Origin of the sequence: Candidatus Sulfurimonas marisnigri, assembly GCF_015265475.1 — a bacterium.
GTDB classification, from domain to species: domain Bacteria; phylum Campylobacterota; class Campylobacteria; order Campylobacterales; family Sulfurimonadaceae; genus Sulfurimonas; species Sulfurimonas marisnigri.
The window spans coordinates 612,289-631,164 of the sequence record NZ_CP054493.1 but is presented as its reverse complement, the minus strand read 5'-3'; the positions used below and the strand labels follow the sequence as shown (position 1 = coordinate 631,164).

12 protein-coding genes and 1 pseudogene are annotated in these 18,876 nt (G+C 33.4%); 4 read left to right on the top strand and 9 right to left on the bottom strand.

The features are described from left to right. Window positions 1-53: 53 nt before the first annotated feature. The 4 genes from HUE87_RS03255 to HUE87_RS03240 are packed head-to-tail and all read left to right on the top strand — an operon-like array spanning window position 54 to window position 10,124. Window positions 54-3,560, top strand: coding sequence for a GAF domain-containing hybrid sensor histidine kinase/response regulator (locus HUE87_RS03255; RefSeq protein WP_194367309.1), 3,507 nt, complete (start codon window positions 54-56; stop codon window positions 3,558-3,560). After that, window positions 3,560-7,261, top strand: coding sequence for a response regulator (locus HUE87_RS03250; protein ID WP_194367308.1), 3,702 nt, complete (start codon window positions 3,560-3,562; stop codon window positions 7,259-7,261). Before HUE87_RS03255 ends, HUE87_RS03250 begins: the two co-directional genes overlap by 1 nt. After that, on the top strand, window positions 7,261-8,934 hold the full coding sequence (locus HUE87_RS03245; protein ID WP_194367307.1) for a CheR family methyltransferase: 1,674 nt from the start codon (window positions 7,261-7,263) through the stop codon (window positions 8,932-8,934). The genes HUE87_RS03250 and HUE87_RS03245 overlap by 1 nt, the downstream gene beginning before the upstream one ends. Next, window positions 8,931-10,124, top strand: a complete 1,194-nt coding sequence (locus tag HUE87_RS03240) for a hybrid sensor histidine kinase/response regulator (RefSeq protein ID WP_194367306.1) — start codon at window positions 8,931-8,933, stop codon at window positions 10,122-10,124. The genes HUE87_RS03245 and HUE87_RS03240 overlap by 4 nt, the downstream gene beginning before the upstream one ends. A gap of 296 nt (window positions 10,125-10,420) precedes the next feature. Here HUE87_RS03240 and HUE87_RS03235 read toward each other — a convergent pair. The 9 genes and pseudogenes from HUE87_RS03235 to HUE87_RS03195 all read right to left on the bottom strand — a co-directional run. After that, a pseudogene (locus tag HUE87_RS03235) lies at window positions 10,421-11,068 on the bottom strand (IS256 family transposase, variant Zn-binding type); the annotation flags it as partial. A gap of 167 nt (window positions 11,069-11,235) precedes the next feature. Next, window positions 11,236-11,871, bottom strand: a complete 636-nt coding sequence (gene tmpT, locus HUE87_RS03230) for a thiopurine S-methyltransferase (RefSeq protein WP_194367304.1) — start codon at window positions 11,869-11,871, stop codon at window positions 11,236-11,238. A gap of 80 nt (window positions 11,872-11,951) precedes the next feature. Continuing rightward, complete coding sequence (gene groL / locus HUE87_RS03225) at window positions 11,952-13,592, bottom strand: chaperonin GroEL (RefSeq protein WP_194367303.1); 1,641 nt, start codon at window positions 13,590-13,592, stop codon at window positions 11,952-11,954. A gap of 3 nt (window positions 13,593-13,595) precedes the next feature. Next, window positions 13,596-13,856 (bottom strand): co-chaperone GroES, encoded by a 261-nt coding sequence (groES, locus tag HUE87_RS03220; RefSeq protein WP_194367302.1) that lies wholly within the window; start codon window positions 13,854-13,856, stop codon window positions 13,596-13,598. A 63-nt stretch (window positions 13,857-13,919) separates the two neighbouring features. Continuing rightward, window positions 13,920-15,059 (bottom strand): hypothetical protein, encoded by a 1,140-nt coding sequence (locus HUE87_RS03215; protein WP_194367301.1) that lies wholly within the window; start codon window positions 15,057-15,059, stop codon window positions 13,920-13,922. Next, window positions 15,052-15,723, bottom strand: a complete 672-nt coding sequence (locus tag HUE87_RS03210; protein ID WP_194367300.1) for an ABC transporter ATP-binding protein — start codon at window positions 15,721-15,723, stop codon at window positions 15,052-15,054. Before HUE87_RS03210 ends, HUE87_RS03215 begins: the two co-directional genes overlap by 8 nt. Then, on the bottom strand, window positions 15,720-16,931 hold the full coding sequence (locus HUE87_RS03205; protein WP_194367299.1) for an ABC transporter permease: 1,212 nt from the start codon (window positions 16,929-16,931) through the stop codon (window positions 15,720-15,722). The genes HUE87_RS03210 and HUE87_RS03205 overlap by 4 nt, the downstream gene beginning before the upstream one ends. After that, the gene (locus HUE87_RS03200; RefSeq protein ID WP_194367298.1) at window positions 16,924-18,144 is read right to left on the bottom strand and encodes an ABC transporter permease; all 1,221 of its coding nucleotides are present in this window, start codon (window positions 18,142-18,144) and stop codon (window positions 16,924-16,926) included. The genes HUE87_RS03205 and HUE87_RS03200 overlap by 8 nt, the downstream gene beginning before the upstream one ends. After that, window positions 18,144-18,872 carry an outer membrane lipoprotein-sorting protein gene (locus tag HUE87_RS03195; RefSeq protein WP_194367297.1) on the bottom strand — a complete coding sequence of 243 codons (729 nt, stop codon included), beginning with the start codon at window positions 18,870-18,872 and terminating at the stop codon, window positions 18,144-18,146. The genes HUE87_RS03200 and HUE87_RS03195 overlap by 1 nt, the downstream gene beginning before the upstream one ends. Between the last annotated feature and the right edge of the window lie 4 nt (window positions 18,873-18,876).

Genomic DNA, 18,876 nt, shown 5'->3' with positions numbered 1-18,876 from the left:
ATAAATAAAAAAGGTTCTACCTTTTTAGGGCCTTTACCACATACAGAGTATAAATGTTTAAAAAAATCACACTAAAAACAAAAATAGTATCTATTACACTGATTGGTCTAATTGTACTAGCAACTATTGGCAGCACTCTTTCTGTAATAGATTCAAAACGAACAATGATGGAACATGAATATCATAGTTTAACCTCAATAAATAAAACTAAAAATGCTCAAATTAAAAAATTTTTAAATGAAAAGATTGGTCATATAAATGTATTAGCCAAAGCTTCAAACACGCGAGACCTCGTAACTGATTTAATATATGTCCACAACCAGCTAAAAGCAAAAGGTAATGAGCCATATCCGGCGACTCATCCTGTTGCTATACAAAATGTTAAGCCTCATGAGGAATTTTTTCAAAATTTCACTAAAGAGTATGACTATTACGACCTTCTTATAGTGTGTGCAAAACATGGACATGTTATGTATTCAGCAGAAAAGGAGTCAGACCTCGGAGAAAATCTGAAAACTGGAAATTTGAAAAATTCCGCTCTGACTGAAGTCTGGAAAAAAGTTATTGCTTTACAAAGAGCTGTGTATGTAGATATGAAACCTTATGCTCCTAGTGACAACTCTCAAATTATGTTTCTAGGTGCTCCTATATACACAAATGGTACACTTACGTCTGTTTTAGTATTTAAAATATCAGATAAAAGTATAAGTAAGATTATGCAATTTAAACAAGGGTATGGAGACACTCAAGAGGACTACCTCATAGGACAAGATAAGCTGATTAGAAGTAGCAGTTCTTCTGCTCCATTATTAAATACTTTTAATACACAAGCTGTTACAGAAGCGTTGGAAGGAAAGCAAGATACAAAATTAGTTAAAACAAACAATGGCAACTCAGTATTGTCCGCTTACAGTCCTCTTAAGATCGGTCAAGATTTAGATTGGGCTATTTTATCAGAAATAGATGAAGAAGAAATTTTAAGTAGCTCAAATGAGCTAAAAAAAGATTTAATTATTATCTCCGTTATATTATTAATAATAATAGCGGCAACTGAATACTGGGTTCTTCTAAAAGGCGTTCTCTTGCCACTTAACAAATTTCAAGAGCAGCAAGAAGAGCTCAAAGAAGCAAATAGCAGCATGAAAAAGCAGAAAGAGCAGCTTGTAGAATTGACCGAATCATTAGAAAATAGAGTAAAAACAGAAGTGGAACAAAACAGAGAAAAAGACCTCCTCCTAGCCAATGAGCTAAATAGAACCATTAAATCCAACGAGAAGCAGGTATGGATAAAAGATGGACTAAGCACACTCAACGAGAAACTAACAGGCGATATTAGTGTAGCTGATGTTAGTAAGATAGCTATTGAACATCTTGGTAACTATCTGCATGCAGGAGTAGGAGTTTTATACAGTTACAATCATGACTATAAAATATTAACCATGAAGGCTACTTATGCCTATGTTCAAACGGATGACTCTCGTAATACTCTTAAACTTGGAGAAGGGACTATTGGACAAGTAGCACTTCAAATGTCACCTATTTTGCTAAAAGATGTAAAGGTTAGTCAATTAAGTATTAATACAGCAACCATAAGTCAATCACCGCTAAATATATATACCTTCCCTCTTATGTATCAAGATAAATTGTATGGAGTTGTAGAGATTGGTTCGAACGAGCTGTTTACTGATAAAGAGATAGAATTTTTTAATGCATCAAATAGAGTAATAACAACGGCACTCTCAACTGCCACTCAAAACCAAAAAGTAAAAAATCTACTAGAAGAAACCCAGTTTGTAAATATTCAGATGCAAGAGCAACAACAAAAGCTTGAAGAGGCTAATGCCAATATGGAAGAGCAGCAGCAACAGCTAGAAGAGGCTAATGCTCAGATGGAGGAGCAACACCAACAGCTAGAAGTTCAAAACGATTCACTCCTTAAGTCACAAAACGAACTGGAGAAAAAAGCAAGAGATTTAACTGCATCTACTAAGTATAAATCAGAGTTTTTAGCAAATATGTCTCATGAGCTAAGAACTCCTCTAAACTCTATTATTTTACTCTCAGACATGCTCCAAGAGAACAACTCAAATCATTTGGATGAGAACGAAGTTAAAAAAGCACATGTAATAAACAGCAGTGGGAATGATTTACTAAAACTTATTGGGGATGTGCTTGATCTGTCTAAAATCGAAGCTGGTATGATGGAGTTGATTATAGATGAATTTCAATCAACCGAGCTGTGTGACGGGTTTCAAGTACAGTTTGAAGAGATTGCAAAACAAAAGAATCTTACATTTAAAACTGTAGATGACTACAAGGGTCTAATCAAAAATGATAGAGACAGACTAGGACAGGTTCTAAGAAACCTAATCTCAAACTCTCTTAAGTTCACGAAGAGTGGCTCAATAACTCTACATGTAGAGAATGCAGCAGATAATAAAATAAAAATATCAGTGTGCGATACGGGGATAGGAATACCTAAGAGTAAACAAGAGTCTATATTTGAAGCTTTTCAACAAGCAGACGGCGGAACAAGCAGAGAGTACGGTGGAACTGGTCTTGGACTCTCAATAAGTTTAGAACTTATAAGAATGATGCATGGAGAGATATTACTGGATTCAAAAGAGAATGAAGGTAGTGCTTTTAGCATTATCATTCCAAATATAGATAACAAAGAGAGTGAGAAACCTAAAGAGAAGATAGAGCAGACAGCGTTACATGTAGAGATAAATGATGACAGGTCTGCATTACAAACAAATGACAAACCGTTCCTAATAATAGAAGATGATGAAAACTTTGCAAATATACTAAAAGAGAAGATAAACTCTCAAGGTGAATATGCACTAATCTCCCACACTGGTACTTCAGGACTAGCTTTAGCAAGGTCATACAATATAAAAGGTGTCTTACTGGATTTAGGTCTTCCAGACATTGATGGAATTGACCTTTTAAAAGAGTTTAAAACAGATTCATCTTTAAGAAAAATACCGGTGTTTGTAATCTCTGGTGATCATAGAGTTAAACTCACAAAAGAGTATGGAGCAGAGGGTTATATTCAAAAGCCTGTAACTGACAGTGAAATCACAAGTGTTATACAAGAGATTAAAAACAGTGATGACGAGATTCATGAGTTTATGAGCAGAGTAAATATACAGAGCACAACAAATGCCAAAGAGAGCGTAGATTTAACTGGTAAAAAGGTGTTGGTAGTTGATGATGACATAAGAAATATATATGTACTTCTTGAAGCTCTAAGCTCAAAAGGTGCAGATGTTATTACTGCAAATGACGGACAAGAAGCTATTGACACACTCTCAACTAACATAGATGTAGATATAATTCTAATGGATGTTATGATGCCTGTTATGGATGGTTATGAAGCTGTTAAAATCATAAAAGAGAATACAAAAACAAAAGATATACCAGTTATAGCCGTAACTGCAAAGGCATTAAGTGAAGATAGACAAAATGCACTTGATGCTGGGTATGATGACTATATAACCAAACCTCTTCAGATGAAAATGTTGATGGAAATTATTTGTGCTTGGGTTGAGAAATAATGAAGAAGAATAATAATAAATTTAATATTGCTATATTTATAGTTGTAATAGTTGTAATGGCCACTGTTTTAATAATATCAAGTCAAATCAAAAATAAACAGATAAAAGAGATGGTAGACTCAAACTATGAAAAAATAACAAATAACATACATAAAGAAGTTGCACTATTCGTTAAAGACAAGAAAGAGTCTACTATGGCTATAGCACTGGCACTTAGTATAAACCAAAATATAATAGATTCAATAATCAATAATAAACCAGGTTCTGTACATCTTGATAATTTTTCAAGAATCTTAAGGAACAATACAAAGTATGAAAATGTATGGTTTCATGTAGTAACTAAAGATGGTATAAGTTTTTATAAAAGTTGGGTGAAAAAAAAGGGTGAGGATATACGTGGGATTAGATTAGACATAGCATCTTTATTAAAGAAACCTAAGATTACATCAACAATAAGCGTAGGCAAATTTGATATGACTTTTAAATCAATAGTTCCTATTTATGACGGTAAAAAATTTATAGGTATTATTGAAATAATAAGCAAGTTTAACTCTATAGCAAAAAAACTATTAGAAGATGGTCTAGAGACAGTTATTTTAGCAGATAAAAAATATAAAAAACAGCTAACTAAAGCATTTTCAAAAAAATTTATTGATGACTACTATGTTGCTAATCTTGATGCAAAAGAAGAGCTACTTAAAATAATAAAATCTAATGGAGTCTCTAAGTATATAAATAAACAAGAGCAGTATAGTATTAATCATGAAAATAATTACCTTTCTACTACTTACCATATTCCAGACATATATGGAAACCCTATGGGGTACGTTATAGTATTTAAATCACTCAAGACAATTGATATGAAAGATATTGAAAACTTAGAGCAAAACTCATTTATATATCTTGTTTCTATACTTGTGGGATTGTTGATTTTAGGAAGTTTTTTTATTAGTAGAAGGTACAGCAGGTTATTGAAAAACAACTTGGATGATTTAGATAGTAAAAACGTTATTTTAAAAGAATCTAATGACAATTTTCAAGACCTGCTTGATATGACAATGGAGATGATAATTCTATCAGATGAAAATCAAAAAATTATAGATATTAACAAAGCCGGAGTTACAGTACTTGGATATAAAAATAAATCAGAAATAATAGGTAAGAATATATTAGATTTTGTATTAGAATCAGAATTAGAAAAAATCAAAGAAGCTTTAAAGCATGATTCAGTAGAAGCTTACGAATTAACACTTGTAAAAAAAGACTTAACACCAATACCCACATTAAGCAGCTCCTTAAATATTATTAACAATAAAAAAACTATAAGAATAAACACTCTGTTTGACTTAACACAAGTAAGAGAAAAAGACCTCCTCCTAACCAATGAGCTAAATAGAACCATTAAATCCAACGAGAAGCAGGTATGGATAAAAGATGGACTAAGCACACTCAACGAGAAACTAACAGGCGATATCAGCGTAGCAGATGTTAGTAAGATAGCTATTGAACATCTTGGCAATTATCTGCATGCAGGGGTTGGAGTTTTATACAGTTATAATCATGAGAATAAACTATTAATTCTAGAGGGAACTTACGCTTATATTCAAACGGACGACTCTCGTAATACTATTAAACTTGGAGAAGGGACTATTGGACAAGTAGCACTTCAAATGTCACCTATTTTGCTAAAAGATGTAAAGGTTAGTCAATTAAGTATTAATACAGCAACCATAAGTCAATCACCGCTAAATATATATACTTTTCCGCTTACGTATCAAGATAAATTGTATGGAGTTGTAGAGATTGGTTCGAACGAGCTGTTTACTGATAAAGAGATAGAATTTTTTAATGCATCAAATAGAGTAATAACAACGGCACTCTCAACTGCCACTCAAAACCAAAAAGTAAAAAATCTACTAGAAGAAACCCAGTTTGTAAATATTCAGATGCAAGAGCAACAACAAAAGCTTGAAGAGGCTAATGCCAATATGGAAGAGCAGCAGCAACAGCTAGAAGAGGCTAATGCTCAGATGGAGGAGCAACACCAACAGCTAGAAGTTCAAAACGATTCACTCCTTAAGTCACAAAACGAACTGGAGAAAAAAGCAAGAGATTTAACTGCATCTACTAAGTATAAATCAGAGTTTTTAGCAAATATGTCTCATGAGCTAAGAACTCCTCTAAACTCTATTATTTTACTCTCAGACATGCTCCAAGAGAACAACTCAAATCATTTGGATGAGAACGAAGTTAAAAAAGCACATGTAATAAACAGCAGTGGGAATGATTTACTAAAACTTATTGGGGATGTGCTTGATCTGTCTAAAATCGAAGCTGGTATGATGGAGTTGATTATAGATGAATTTCAATCAACCGAGCTGTGTGACGGGTTTCAAGTACAGTTTGAAGAGATTGCAAAACAAAAGAATCTTACATTTAAAACTGTAGATGACTACAAGGGTCTAATCAAAAATGATAGAGACAGACTAGGACAGGTTCTAAGAAACCTAATCTCAAACTCTCTTAAGTTCACGAAGAGTGGCTCAATAACTCTACATGTAGAGAATGCAGCAGATAATAAAATAAAAATATCAGTGTGCGATACGGGGATAGGAATACCTAAGAGTAAACAAGAGTCTATATTTGAAGCTTTTCAACAAGCAGACGGCGGAACAAGCAGAGAGTACGGTGGAACTGGTCTTGGACTCTCAATAAGTTTAGAACTTATAAGAATGATGCATGGAGAGATATTACTGGATTCAAAAGAGAATGAAGGTAGTGCTTTTAGCATTATCATTCCAAATATAGATAACAAAGAGAGTGAGAAACCTAAAGAGAAGATAGAGCAGACAGCGTTACATGTAGAGATAAATGATGACAGGTCTGCATTACAAACAAATGACAAACCGTTCCTAATAATAGAAGATGATGAAAACTTTGCAAATATACTAAAAGAGAAGATAAACTCTCAAGGTGAATATGCACTAATCTCCCACACTGGTACTTCAGGACTAGCTTTAGCAAGGTCATACAATATAAAAGGTGTCTTACTGGATTTAGGTCTTCCAGACATTGATGGAATTGACCTTTTAAAAGAGTTTAAAACAGATTCATCTTTAAGAAAAATACCGGTGTTTGTAATCTCTGGTGATCATAGAGTTAAACTCACAAAAGAGTATGGAGCAGAGGGTTATATTCAAAAGCCTGTAACTGACAGTGAAATCACAAGTGTTATACAAGAGATTAAAAACAGTGATGACGAGATTCATGAGTTTATGAGCAGAGTAAATATACAGAGCACAACAAATGCCAAAGAGAGCGTAGATTTAACTGGTAAAAAGGTGTTGGTAGTTGATGATGACATAAGAAATATATATGTACTTCTTGAAGCTCTAAGCTCAAAAGGTGCAGATGTTATTACTGCAAATGACGGACAAGAAGCTATTGACACACTCTCAACTAACATAGATGTAGATATAATTCTAATGGATGTTATGATGCCTGTTATGGATGGTTATGAAGCTGTTAAAATCATAAAAGAGAATACAAAAACAAAAGATATACCAGTTATAGCCGTAACTGCAAAGGCATTAAGTGAAGATAGACAAAATGCACTTGATGCTGGGTATGATGACTATATAACCAAACCTCTTCAGATGAAAATGTTGATGGAAATTATTTGTGCTTGGGTTGAGAAATAATGATTCATATCTCACACAATCAAAATATAAAAAAAATACTAATTGAAAATAGTATAAGTCATCATATTGACATTGTTGAGTTGCACAAAGAGTTGAATAATGAGAATAAAAAAATGTTATTTGAAATTACTTTTATTGATATTCAATCTATCCCTTCTTTAGTTATAAAAGAGTTATTTAAACTAAAAGATAGACTTACTATTACAACTACTCAAAGAAATTTATGGAGTTATCTATCCAAATTTGGTTTAAAAAATAAATGTATAGATTCTTTTACGAATATAAAACATAAAAATACAAAAGAACCAATCAAGGCTATTGCTATTGGTGGTAGTGCGGGAAGCCTAGAAAAAGCTATGTCAATAATAGAGTCCCTACCCTACGTAGACATTTCTGTTTTTGTTGTTATTCATATTTTACCAAATGAGAAAAGCTACCTTAGTAACATCCTACAAAGTATAACAAAATACAAAGTTTGTGAAGCAACTTCAAACATGCATGTAGAAAAAAACACTATATATATTGCACCGCCTAACAACAATTTGCTTGTAGTAGATGGTTTTATATATCTTGACGATAAAGAAAAACTAAACTTTGCAAGACCTTCTATCGATATAACATTTAAATCTTTGGTTTATGAATATACAAACTCACTTCTTGCAATACTATTATGTGGTTATGGAAAAGACGGCAGTTCGTCGCTTAAAGAGCTGCATGAAAACAATTCTAAGATTATAATAGAAGATCCTAAAGAGTGTGAAGCAAAAGACATGCTACTAAATGCTATACAGACAAAAAAGTACACAAAAATACTACAATTAAAACATATTAATAATTACTTAAACTCACTTTTGTCAGCAAGTGTTGATATTGATGATGAGATTGAACATTTTCTAGAAAATATATTTATTATCTACGGTTATGATTTCAGGTATTACGACAGAAAATCATTGGCAAGAAGAATAGAACTAATAATGAGCAATTATTCAATAACTAACTTTAAAGAGTTTGAGTCATTGGTGCTTGATGATAACAATGTCTTTACTAAACTGCTGCAAGCATTTTCAATAAATGTAACCACATTTTTTAGAAATCCGGAAGTATTCAAACAAATTAGAAAATACATACTGCCAAATATAGAAGATTTATCATCCATTAGAGTTTGGTGTGCCGGGTGTTCAAGAGGAGATGAACCGTATAGTATTGCAATAATGCTTGATGAGGCAGGTTTGTTAGACAAAAGCCAAATATATGCTACAGACTTTAATGGCACTATTTTAAATGAAGCTAAAAATGCCCTATTTACAAAAAGTGAGTTAAACGAATTTGCACAAAACTATATTGAGAGTAATGGTAAAAAGAAGTTCGAAAACTGGTTTAATATAAAAGATGAATACATAGAGATAAAAGAGCACATAAGAGAAAAGGTTCTTTTTTTCAAACATAATTTAGTATCGGATTCTTCTATTAATGAATTTCATATAATCTTTTGCAGAAATGTTCTTATCTACTTTGACGACAAGCTTCAAAAAACTGTTTTTGACACCATATATCAGTCATTATATAAAAATGGCTATTTAGTATTAGGCGAGAGCGAAGTCATTCCTAAAGAACATAACTACACAGCCCTTACAAATAAAAAAAATAAGCTCTTCAAAAAGGAAGTTGAATGATTATAAATATATTAGCAGTAGATGATGTAGAAGCAAACTTATATTCGCTAGAGAGTCTACTAACAGAGAATAAACTAAATACAAAAAAAATAAATATCATAAAAGCTTTAAGCGGTGAAGAGGCTTTAAAAATTGTTTTAGTTCAAGATATAGATTTAATACTTTTAGATATACAGATGCCAGGCATGAACGGATTTGAAACTGCCAAGTTTTTAAAACTAAATCCCAAGACAAAAGATATACCCATTGTATTTTTGACTGCTGCATTTAAGTCAGATGAGTTTATAAAGCAGGGGTACGAGGTAGGAGCAATTGACTACTTCACCAAACCTATTGAAAAGTATCAATTTTTAAACAGGATAAACCTATATATAAACCTATTTGAAAAAACAAAAAATTTGGAAAAAGCCATTGTATCTATCAAAGAAGAGACTGAAAAAAGCAGGAGACAAGAAAAACAGCTTATAGAGCAGTCAAGACTAGCTCAAATGGGTGAAATGATAAGTATGATAGCTCACCAATGGAGACAACCGCTATCAGCTATTTCTACAACAACACTAGACATAGAGATGAAAGTAGAGTTGGCTATATACGACTTAAATACTCAAGAAGGTAAAGAAGAATTTATTAATTACTTATATGAAAAACTTGGTGACATAAGTGATTTTGTGCAAAATCTAACATTGACAATAAATGACTTTAGAAACTTTTATAAAACAAATAAACTATCCGTTTCAGTCGAGTTGTCAGTAGTTATAGACAAAGCATTAAATATTATTAAAGCTCTCCTCGATAGTGCAAATGTAGAGGTAATTCAAGAGCATAATTCTAAAGAAAAGATAGAGGTATACGATAGTGAAATGATGCAAGTAATTTTAAATATACTACAAAATGCGCAAGATAACTTTAAAGAAAAGCAGATTAAAAATCCTCAAATAAAAATCACTACTGATAAAAATATTATTACTATTGAAGATAATGGTGGCGGGGTACCACAAGAGGTAATTGAAAAAATATTTGACCCATACTTTTCAACTAAGGATGAAAGAAACGGTACAGGATTGGGTCTTTATATGTCTAAAACTATTGTTGAAAATCACCACAATGGGAAGCTACATGTAGCAAATATAAATGGCGGTGCTTGTTTTACTATTGAGTTGAATTCTTGCACTAGCAATATAGAAATATGATTCAATGGAATGACGGATTAAGCGTAGGAATAAAAACACTAGATGATGACCATAAAAAACTTTTAGAAATCATTAATCATCTTTCCATAGCTATAGACTAAGATGAAGTACCTGGTGTGTTTGAAAAAATATTTATTGATTTAGAGAGTACACAGTGAAACATTTTAACAAAGAAGACTTAATTAAAAAATCGGGGGTTTAAAAACTCACTTTTTTTGATAATTTAGTAGATAGTAATCTACCAAAGTTATCTTCAAACCTTTACTAATTCCCCGATGTAAACTAATCATATTTTTTCATGTATGAGAATACTCCACCTTCCTGAGCATTAGTTGTATTTTGGATATGTAATTTCTTGTAAGTCTTGAAACTATTTTCTTTAAGTCTTTACTAACTTCTAATTTTGGTCGTATTGTAATATATCTTTGTACAATCTTTTTTTGATGGAAGTGGCACATTTGCATTGGAATATCTTTAAATGCTTTATACAAGCCTCTCTTACCATCTGAAGTTACACTTTGGATGGTATATCCAAGTTCAAGTAGTTTTTCTTTTAAGTATCTGTAATCTTGTACTATCTCACTTTCAATATGTTTCCAAATTAGTATTTCTTTGGACTCAACATCCTTAAATACTAAAATACCTAACTTATCCCTTCGTTTGCCATAAAAAGTAGCATCACAAACTAAATCTACTGCTCTTGGATTATGAACCTTACATTCTACCTCATATTCATCTCTTTGCTTCATGACCCAAGGTATTGATTTGTTATATTTGGCTGCTAATTGTTTGAGTGTTTGGCGTTGTAAAAAGTATTCTTGAAATATTATTTTTTGGAGTTGTTCTGGCCGTCTTTGATGTTGAAACTTCTTCTTACAATCTTTGCATAAATATCTCTGAATTCCTCTTCTTTTACCTATTTTAATTATATTTTTTGAAGAGCATTTTGGACAGTTTTTAGAGCTTTTTTATAATCCATTATAGAAACACCTTGGTTTCTTACCAATATACTGAACTTTGAAGCTATTCTCAAACCCCCAATTTTTTAATTACGTCCAAATAGTGAAGATTCTGTAAAGACTATTTAATCGAGAAGAAATTGTCGTTGTAGTTAAGAGCTGAGTAACCAAATATTTTCATAAGCATTTATCTTTGCAAAACCTCCACCTTCTATCTTAAAACTTTTTAGAAGTTTAATATCATAAAATTTACTGTAATGATTTTGGACTTCAGTTTTACTAATTGAAAATGGAGGACCCTCTTTTAGCCTTTGCTCATATTCAAAGTTTATCAAAAACTGCGGTGCCGATGAAGTTATATCCATTAAGTGTGAGGTATATTCTATACGCATTTCTTTGGGAAGTGCTACAAGTGCTGCTCTATCATATATAGCATCTACACTACCTAGTATCTCTTTATTTAAATTGAAAATGTCCCCGACAAATATATCAATATCTTTTGCGCTATATAGAGTCAACGATCCGATCTCTTTAAGCTTGGGTTCTACTGACAACGTTCTAAAAAGCTCTTTAACTGCACTTTCATTTAGTTCTACACCAACAACTCTATATCCTTCTTTTAGCATCCATGAAATATCTAGTGTTTTACCACATAAAGGGATAAATACTCTACTATTTGATTTTAGTTTTAACTGAGAAAAAAATTCTAATAAAAATGGATTTGTATCACCTTGATGGAAACCGATTTCATTTGTTTCCCATAGATTATGCCAATAGTCTGCTTGCATATAAATCCTTTAATTGAAGCGTTAGATGAGAGAGGAGACCTCAAAATAACTTGAGGTCTGCTAAATTGGTAGAAAATGGACTACATCATACCAGGCATTCCCATTTGTGGAGGCATTCCACCACCACCCATATCAGCTGCTGGATTCTCTTCTGGAATATCATATATTGCAGCTTCAGTAGTTAAAAGAAGACTTGAAACTGAAGTAGCGTTAATAAGAGCAACGCGAGCAACTTTAAGAGGGTCAATAATCCCTGCTTCAAACATATCAACATACTCACCAGTTGCAGCATTGAAACCTACATTCTCATTCTCTGCACCCTCTACGGCATTAACAACAACACCTGTATCGTAACCAGCATTTTGAGCTATTTGTTTCATTGGAGCTTTAACAGCACGAAGGATAATCTCACAACCAATTTTTTGATCACCTATTAAATCAAGCTTTACTTTTGAAGCAGCACGAACTAAGGCAGCTCCTCCACCTATGATAATACCCTCTTCAACAGCAGCTTTTGTCGCAGAAAGTGCATCATCAACACGGTCTTTTTTCTCTTTCATTTCAGTCTCAGTTGCAGCACCAACTTTTATAACTGCTACACCGCCACTAAGTTTTGCCAAACGCTCTTGAAGTTTCTCTTTATCATACTCAGAAGTTGTAGCATCAAGTTGAACTTTAATTTCAGCTATTCTTGATTTAACAGCTTCTTCAGTTCCTGCACCATTTACGATAACTGTATTGTCTTTATCTATAATAACACGAGATGCTTGACCTAAGAGTTGAATAGTAGCACCCTCCAGTTTGTGTCCTGTCTCTTCAGCTATTACAACACCACCTGTTAGAGTTGCAATATCTTGAAGCATTGCTTTTCTTCTATCACCAAAACCTGGAGCTTTAACAGCAGAAATATTTAAAACACCACGAAGCTTATTTACAACTAAAGTTGAAAGTGCTTCACCTTCAACATCTTCAGCAATAATAAGAAGTGGACGAGAAGTTTTTTGAACTTGCTCTAAAACTGGAAGCAAATCTTTAAGTGAATTAATTTTGCTATCACACAGTAGTACCCAAGGATTTTCAATCTCAGCTATCATCTTTTCAGTATTTGTAATAAAATATGGGCTTAAATAACCACGGTCAAACTGCATACCTTCTACTACTTCTAATTCATCAGCGATACCTTTAGCCTCTTCAACAGTAATTACACCATCTTGACCAACTCTATCCATCGCCTCAGCTATCATATCACCAATATCACTGTCAGAGTTTGCAGAAATAGTTGCAACCTGTGCAATATCTTTTTTTCCATTTACAGTTTTAGATGATTCTTTTAGGTGTTTAAGAATCTCTTCACAAGCTTTGTCCATACCACGTTTAACTTCAATAGGATTAGCCCCAGCAGTGATGTTTCTAAGACCTTCAGAAAAAATTGCGTTTGCTAAAACAGTTGCAGTTGTTGTACCATCACCAGCTTCATCAGCAGTGTTTGATGCAACTTGTTTTACAAGCTGAGCACCCATATCTTCTAGTTTATCTTTAAGTTCAATCTCACGAGCAACTGAAACACCATCTTTAGTGATTACTGGTGCACCATAACTCTTTTGAATCAAAACATTACGACCGCGAGGCCCCATAGTTACTTTTACTGCATCTGTAAGTTTTGCAACACCGCGAGCCAATGCATTACGTGCATTATCTGAAAAAATTATCTCTTTTGCCATGATTTATCCTATTATTCCAAAAATATCTTCTAAATTTAAAACTAAAAACTTATCTGCGCCAAGTGAAACTTCGTTTCCTGCATATTTACCAAACAGTACAAGATCTCCACACGCTAAGTTAGTAACTTCTTTGCTAACTGCTACAACTTCACCACGAGATGGTTTTTCTTGTGCATTATCAGGAATAATAATTCCACTCATAGTAGTGTTTGCTTCTTCTACTCTTTTTACTAAGACTCTCTCGCCTAATGGTTGAAAATTCATATACATCCTTATATACTTTTAATAAGTGGAATTTTACTTAAATTTTAGTTAATTACTAGTAAATTAAAATGAAAATGAATAATTAAAATAGTAACTGTTGGGGTTCATTCCAAATTCGCTGTTATTAGCTCCATTTTGAATTAAAGCACCTACTTTAAATGAGTTGAAATCGTTTAGCGTGTAAGTAAGGCTCGGCGCAATAAAACGTGAATTTTTGTCATTGAAACTCTCAATAAAACTAAATGAGCCGTCCAAAAAAAGTGTAAAACTATAACTCAATGAAGTTCCCATGTAAAAATTTGAATATAATAAATTTGAGAGAGCCTCTGACTCAATGTTTAGCAAAATTTCTTCATAACTGAATTTTTCAGAACTATACAAAGCTTCAACCACAATAGTCACTCCACTTTCAAAACCATAATCTGCTCCGACTATCCCCTGAAAGAACTCCTCATCTCTCTCTTTTAAGTCTACATGTAGAAGTTTATTTTTTAAGTAAGCCCCCTCACTTCTTACCTCAACACCTGTATCGCCAAGATTTGCCTCTATCTCATAACCTATCATCTTCGTCTCCTTAGAACTAATTAGATTGACCGCTACATCCCCAAACCCTAAAAATGCTTTGTATCTTGCTAGGTATTTAAAACTATCATCTTCTTTCTGACTGAGTACGATGCTTACATGTGACGTGTCGCTTATATGTCTTGTGTAAGAGAGAGCTGCCACACCAAATACCTCATCTGGTTCAAGAGCATACGAGTTTTTAGGGTTAAACAAGTTTGTTGGCGTCCATATTCGCCCTACTCCCATTGATATATTTTGCAAGCCAATGACTAATCTGTTTTTATTATCTTCATAACCACCGTACAGCCTATATACCTTGGCATGAAGTGAGCCGTCATTTGTCTTTGTTTTATACGGAGTATCAGACTTTATATGCTTTATATATTCAAATGTATTAGAGTCAATAAACTCATTTCCAAAGTAGTTCACACCATCAGTAATAACAGTACTAAAAAAGCCATTGTCAGTATAATCACCGCGAAACCTCAACCTGTTATAGTTGTATATATAAGTTTCATCTTCATTTGGAAATATAGAGCCTTGAGAGATTGTAAAGTTACTATTATTAATCTTGTACTCAAAATCTGCATATACTACATGTACGAGCAAAAGTAAAACAGTCAAAAGTTTTTTAGCCATCTACTATTGCGCCATCATTTAGTTTTATAACCCGTCTTACATTCTCTAAAATATATTCATCATGTGAGGCAAAAAGTATACTTACACCCTCTTTTTCATTAAGCTCTTTCATCATATCCATAAGTTTTTGCGAGTTTTTAGAGTCTAGGTTTGCGGTCGGCTCATCTGCTAAAATAATCTTTGGTTTTGCTGCAACTGCCCTAGCCACAGCAACTCTTTGTTGCTGTCCTCCGCTTAGTGCATTTGGAAGTGATTTGAGCTTATTGTCAATCTCCAACATTGAGGCAACTTCGATTACTCTTCTTTTTATCTCCCCTTCACTGAAGCCGCGAAGTTTCATAACAAAACCTATATTTTGCTCAACATTTAGAACCGGTACAAGGTTGTAAGCTTGAAACACAAAACCGAGTTCATTGAGTCTTAGTGTTGTTCTATCTTCTTTATTAAGTGAACTTATCTCTTTATCGTCTAGATATATCTCTCCGCTATCAATGCTGTCAAGAGCGCCGATTGCATTTAAAAGTGTTGTTTTCCCACAACCTGAGGGACCGCTAAAAAGGGTAAACTCACCCTTTTGTATTGTTAAGTTTATATCACAAAGAGCATGAACTTCTCTTGCTTCACCCTTATAAAAATACTTATTTACATTTTGTAGTTTTATCATTTGTCTGCCTTAATCACTTCAATTGGGTTTAATTTTTTTATTTTTCTTAGCGGAATAAGTACACTTAAAAGTGATGCGCTCATAATCGCTAAAAAAGTAGTTGTAAAATATGATAGTTTTATAGTTCCATATATAACCGCTTCATAGCCCCACATCTCTAAAGCATCCGAAAAAGAGCTTAAGTCTAGTCCATAATCTTTTAAATACATAAGCAATATAGCTCCTAAAAAAGCACCTCCCAAATACCCAAGCAGTCCGACCACAATGGCCTCTAAAAATATTTGTAATCGTATATATTTGTAGTGCATTCCTATCCCTATCATAATACCAAACTCACGAATCCTATCTAAAACAGATACATACATAACACCAAAAATCCCGATAAAAACAACACTCATGACTATTGAAAAAGTTATGGAGTTAAATATAACCATCATATCCTCCATCTGTTTTATCATCGGTTGGAGTTCTAAAAAACTTTTAACATCCAAGTGTGAATATTTTTCTTTTAAAGTGCCGTAGAGTTTCTTATTTTTACTTTTAACAGAAATCTGAGTAGCCTCTTTTGAAGTTGTTCCTAAAAGTTTATGGAGTTGATTTATATCTATGAAGATGCCGCTACTATCAAGAGAGATGTTTGTTGTCTGAATAATTGCTCTAATACGAAGAGCAATAGAGTTTATTTCCCCGGAGCTATCCTGGGTAGAGAATATGACTTTAGAACCAATACGAACCTTTAATGTTTTTGCCAGCTCTATTCCTATCACTGCGCCACGTTTTTGCAAATTAATATTGCCCTCTTTTAAAAACTCACTAAACGCTCCGAATTTCTCCTCTTCTTCCAAATCTATGCCTATAACAGAGGCAAAGGATGATTTTCTCGCTGTTGAGAGAAGCCCATCTGCTCTAAGCCTAAGAACTACCGCCTCAACACCATCTATCTTTTGAATATCCTCTTTTATCTTATCTGCATTTTCAACTCTGTATTTTATATCTTTTTCGATTCTGTAATCTTTTGCGTAGATACTTACATCTCCGCTCTCGCTTCTTTTGTTCTTATCTATCATGCTGACAACCATTCCGTCATAGAGACCTTGAATACCAAGCATCATACTCATGCTGACCGCAATCATAATTATTACAAGAAGCGTTCTAGCCGGCCTCAAAAATGAGTTTTTCCAAGCCATTTTAAGGATTAGTTTATACATGTCTTGTCGCCTCAATCGGTTCAAATGAGTTTATGTACATGTAGGGGTATAAAATGCTCAAAAAGTTAAGTATATATATGACTCCTATATTCCAAGATATAGTAAACATATTGAAGTCAAACGGTATCTCATCTGAAACTATCCCGTAATCCTTGTACATCTCGGCAATCCCCTCGATAACAACAGGGTTTAATTCAAAATAGAAGCAGATATAACCAGCTATGGGTACGGCTAGGATGATGGCAACGCTGGAAAGTATTAATATCTCATAAAAGAGCAATAAAAATATATTTGATTTTGATAACCCTATGCATCTAAGAACCCCAAACTCTTTTATGCGCGAACTAACATTTACAAAGCCGTAAATCATAATCACAAAAAATATTACGACAAGAAAAAGTGACAAAGAGATATACCCAAAGACACTGTCAACTTCCATGGCCTCAACCATTGTCTTCATAAGAGTTTTCCATGTAAGAGACTCAAGGTTTTCATCATTTAAAACATTTAATATCTCACTGTTTACAGCATCTACATCATCAAGATTTTTCAACTTAATTGTTATATATGAAGCTTTGTTCTGCGCATACATAAGCTTGTCAAAATAGCTTCTGGCTATAAAAGAAGAACTCCCGTCAAACTCAAATGAACCTGTTTTAAAAACCCCGCAGAGTTTAAAGATATCTGCAGCAAAGGAGTCATCACTTGCACCCCCGATAAAGCTAACTTCATCGCCTACATGTAAACGAAGTTTTTTAACCAACTCTGCACCCATATACAGGCAGTTTCCTGAATTTTCATTCAAAAACTCACCCTCTCTCAGAGCTGAGTATAGTGAACTCAACGCCCTCTCTTTTGATGGTTCAATCCCAGCTATCATTGAAGCTGCCGAGTACTCTTTATTTGAGAGCAGACCGTAAGTCTCATATCTCGTACTAAATGCCTCAATGGCCTCTATTTTTGAAAGTTTGTCCGTGATTGTTTTAGCATCTTGTATAAGATACTCATTGCCACCGATATCCCGATAATCTTTATGATATATCTCAATTGCACCGGTATATATTTTAAGCGAATTCTCAAGCATAGAGTTGTGTGAACCGTCTTGCCATGATACAAAGACTACAAAAAGCATAGCAGATACAAAAGTCAAAATGGCTGTAGTTATAGAGCGACCTTTGTAAAAAACAATGTTTTTTAGCGCTAGCTTAAACATTACCTAGAAAACCTTTTCAATGCACTTTTACTAAAGTACTTTTCGGAAATCTCTATATCATATTTTACATCTTCTAAAATCATCTCTGTATAGTTGTCTCTCTTATCTACAGATTCAACGCGCCAATAGGTAGGGAGATAATACTCTCCAAACTTTTTAACATTTTTATACACAAAATATCTAACTTCCACTCCCTTTTCATCATAGAAAATATCTTTTTTGGATGTGTATGTAGAAGTGTCTATCTGAGAAACAATCTTCCCCCACACAACCGCAGCATCATCTTTTGGTATAAGTTCCATAGTCACGATATTGCCATCTCTTTTAACTATCTTTGGGTTATAATCATCTACAATGGAGCTTTGCTTAACCACATCATCGTTAGTTATATCGCTTCCCATCCACTTTTGCAGCATCATGGATGGCGGAATTTTTATAGTTCTCTCTATTTTAGGAACATACTGCCACATCTGATTATCCAGACTTAAAAAGGTAATCCCTTTGTCTTTTGGCGGATACAAAACTTTAACAAAACTTTTTTTGCTACCCTGCGACCAAGTCTCCATATGCATATTTCTCTCATGGTTTAAAGAGACCACTTTCATGCTTATTTTCATATAAATATTTTTACCGCGAATATTATTGTCAACTTTTTGCATAATCTCATGCGCTTCATCAGCAACTAACAAGATAGCAAAAGCAAGTAAAATTAAAAATATTTTTCTCATTTTT

What these genes read in the sequence shown, in the direction of transcription:
- HUE87_RS03195 (WP_194367297.1), bottom strand. Translation starts at nt 18,872, where the DNA reads ATGAGAAAAATATTTTTAATTTTACTTGCTTTTGCTATCTTGTTAGTT.
- HUE87_RS03245 (WP_194367307.1), top strand. Translation starts at nt 7,261, where the DNA reads ATGATTCATATCTCACACAATCAAAATATAAAAAAAATACTAATTGAA.
- groL (WP_194367303.1), bottom strand. Translation starts at nt 13,592, where the DNA reads ATGGCAAAAGAGATAATTTTTTCAGATAATGCACGTAATGCATTGGCT.
- HUE87_RS03250 (WP_194367308.1), top strand. Translation starts at nt 3,560, where the DNA reads ATGAAGAAGAATAATAATAAATTTAATATTGCTATATTTATAGTTGTA.
- HUE87_RS03255 (WP_194367309.1), top strand. Translation starts at nt 54, where the DNA reads ATGTTTAAAAAAATCACACTAAAAACAAAAATAGTATCTATTACACTG.
- HUE87_RS03200 (WP_194367298.1), bottom strand. Translation starts at nt 18,144, where the DNA reads ATGTTTAAGCTAGCGCTAAAAAACATTGTTTTTTACAAAGGTCGCTCT.
- HUE87_RS03215 (WP_194367301.1), bottom strand. Translation starts at nt 15,059, where the DNA reads ATGGCTAAAAAACTTTTGACTGTTTTACTTTTGCTCGTACATGTAGTA.
- HUE87_RS03205 (WP_194367299.1), bottom strand. Translation starts at nt 16,931, where the DNA reads ATGTATAAACTAATCCTTAAAATGGCTTGGAAAAACTCATTTTTGAGG.
- HUE87_RS03240 (WP_194367306.1), top strand. Translation starts at nt 8,931, where the DNA reads ATGATTATAAATATATTAGCAGTAGATGATGTAGAAGCAAACTTATAT.
- tmpT (WP_194367304.1), bottom strand. Translation starts at nt 11,871, where the DNA reads ATGCAAGCAGACTATTGGCATAATCTATGGGAAACAAATGAAATCGGT.
- HUE87_RS03210 (WP_194367300.1), bottom strand. Translation starts at nt 15,723, where the DNA reads ATGATAAAACTACAAAATGTAAATAAGTATTTTTATAAGGGTGAAGCA.
- groES (WP_194367302.1), bottom strand. Translation starts at nt 13,856, where the DNA reads ATGAATTTTCAACCATTAGGCGAGAGAGTCTTAGTAAAAAGAGTAGAA.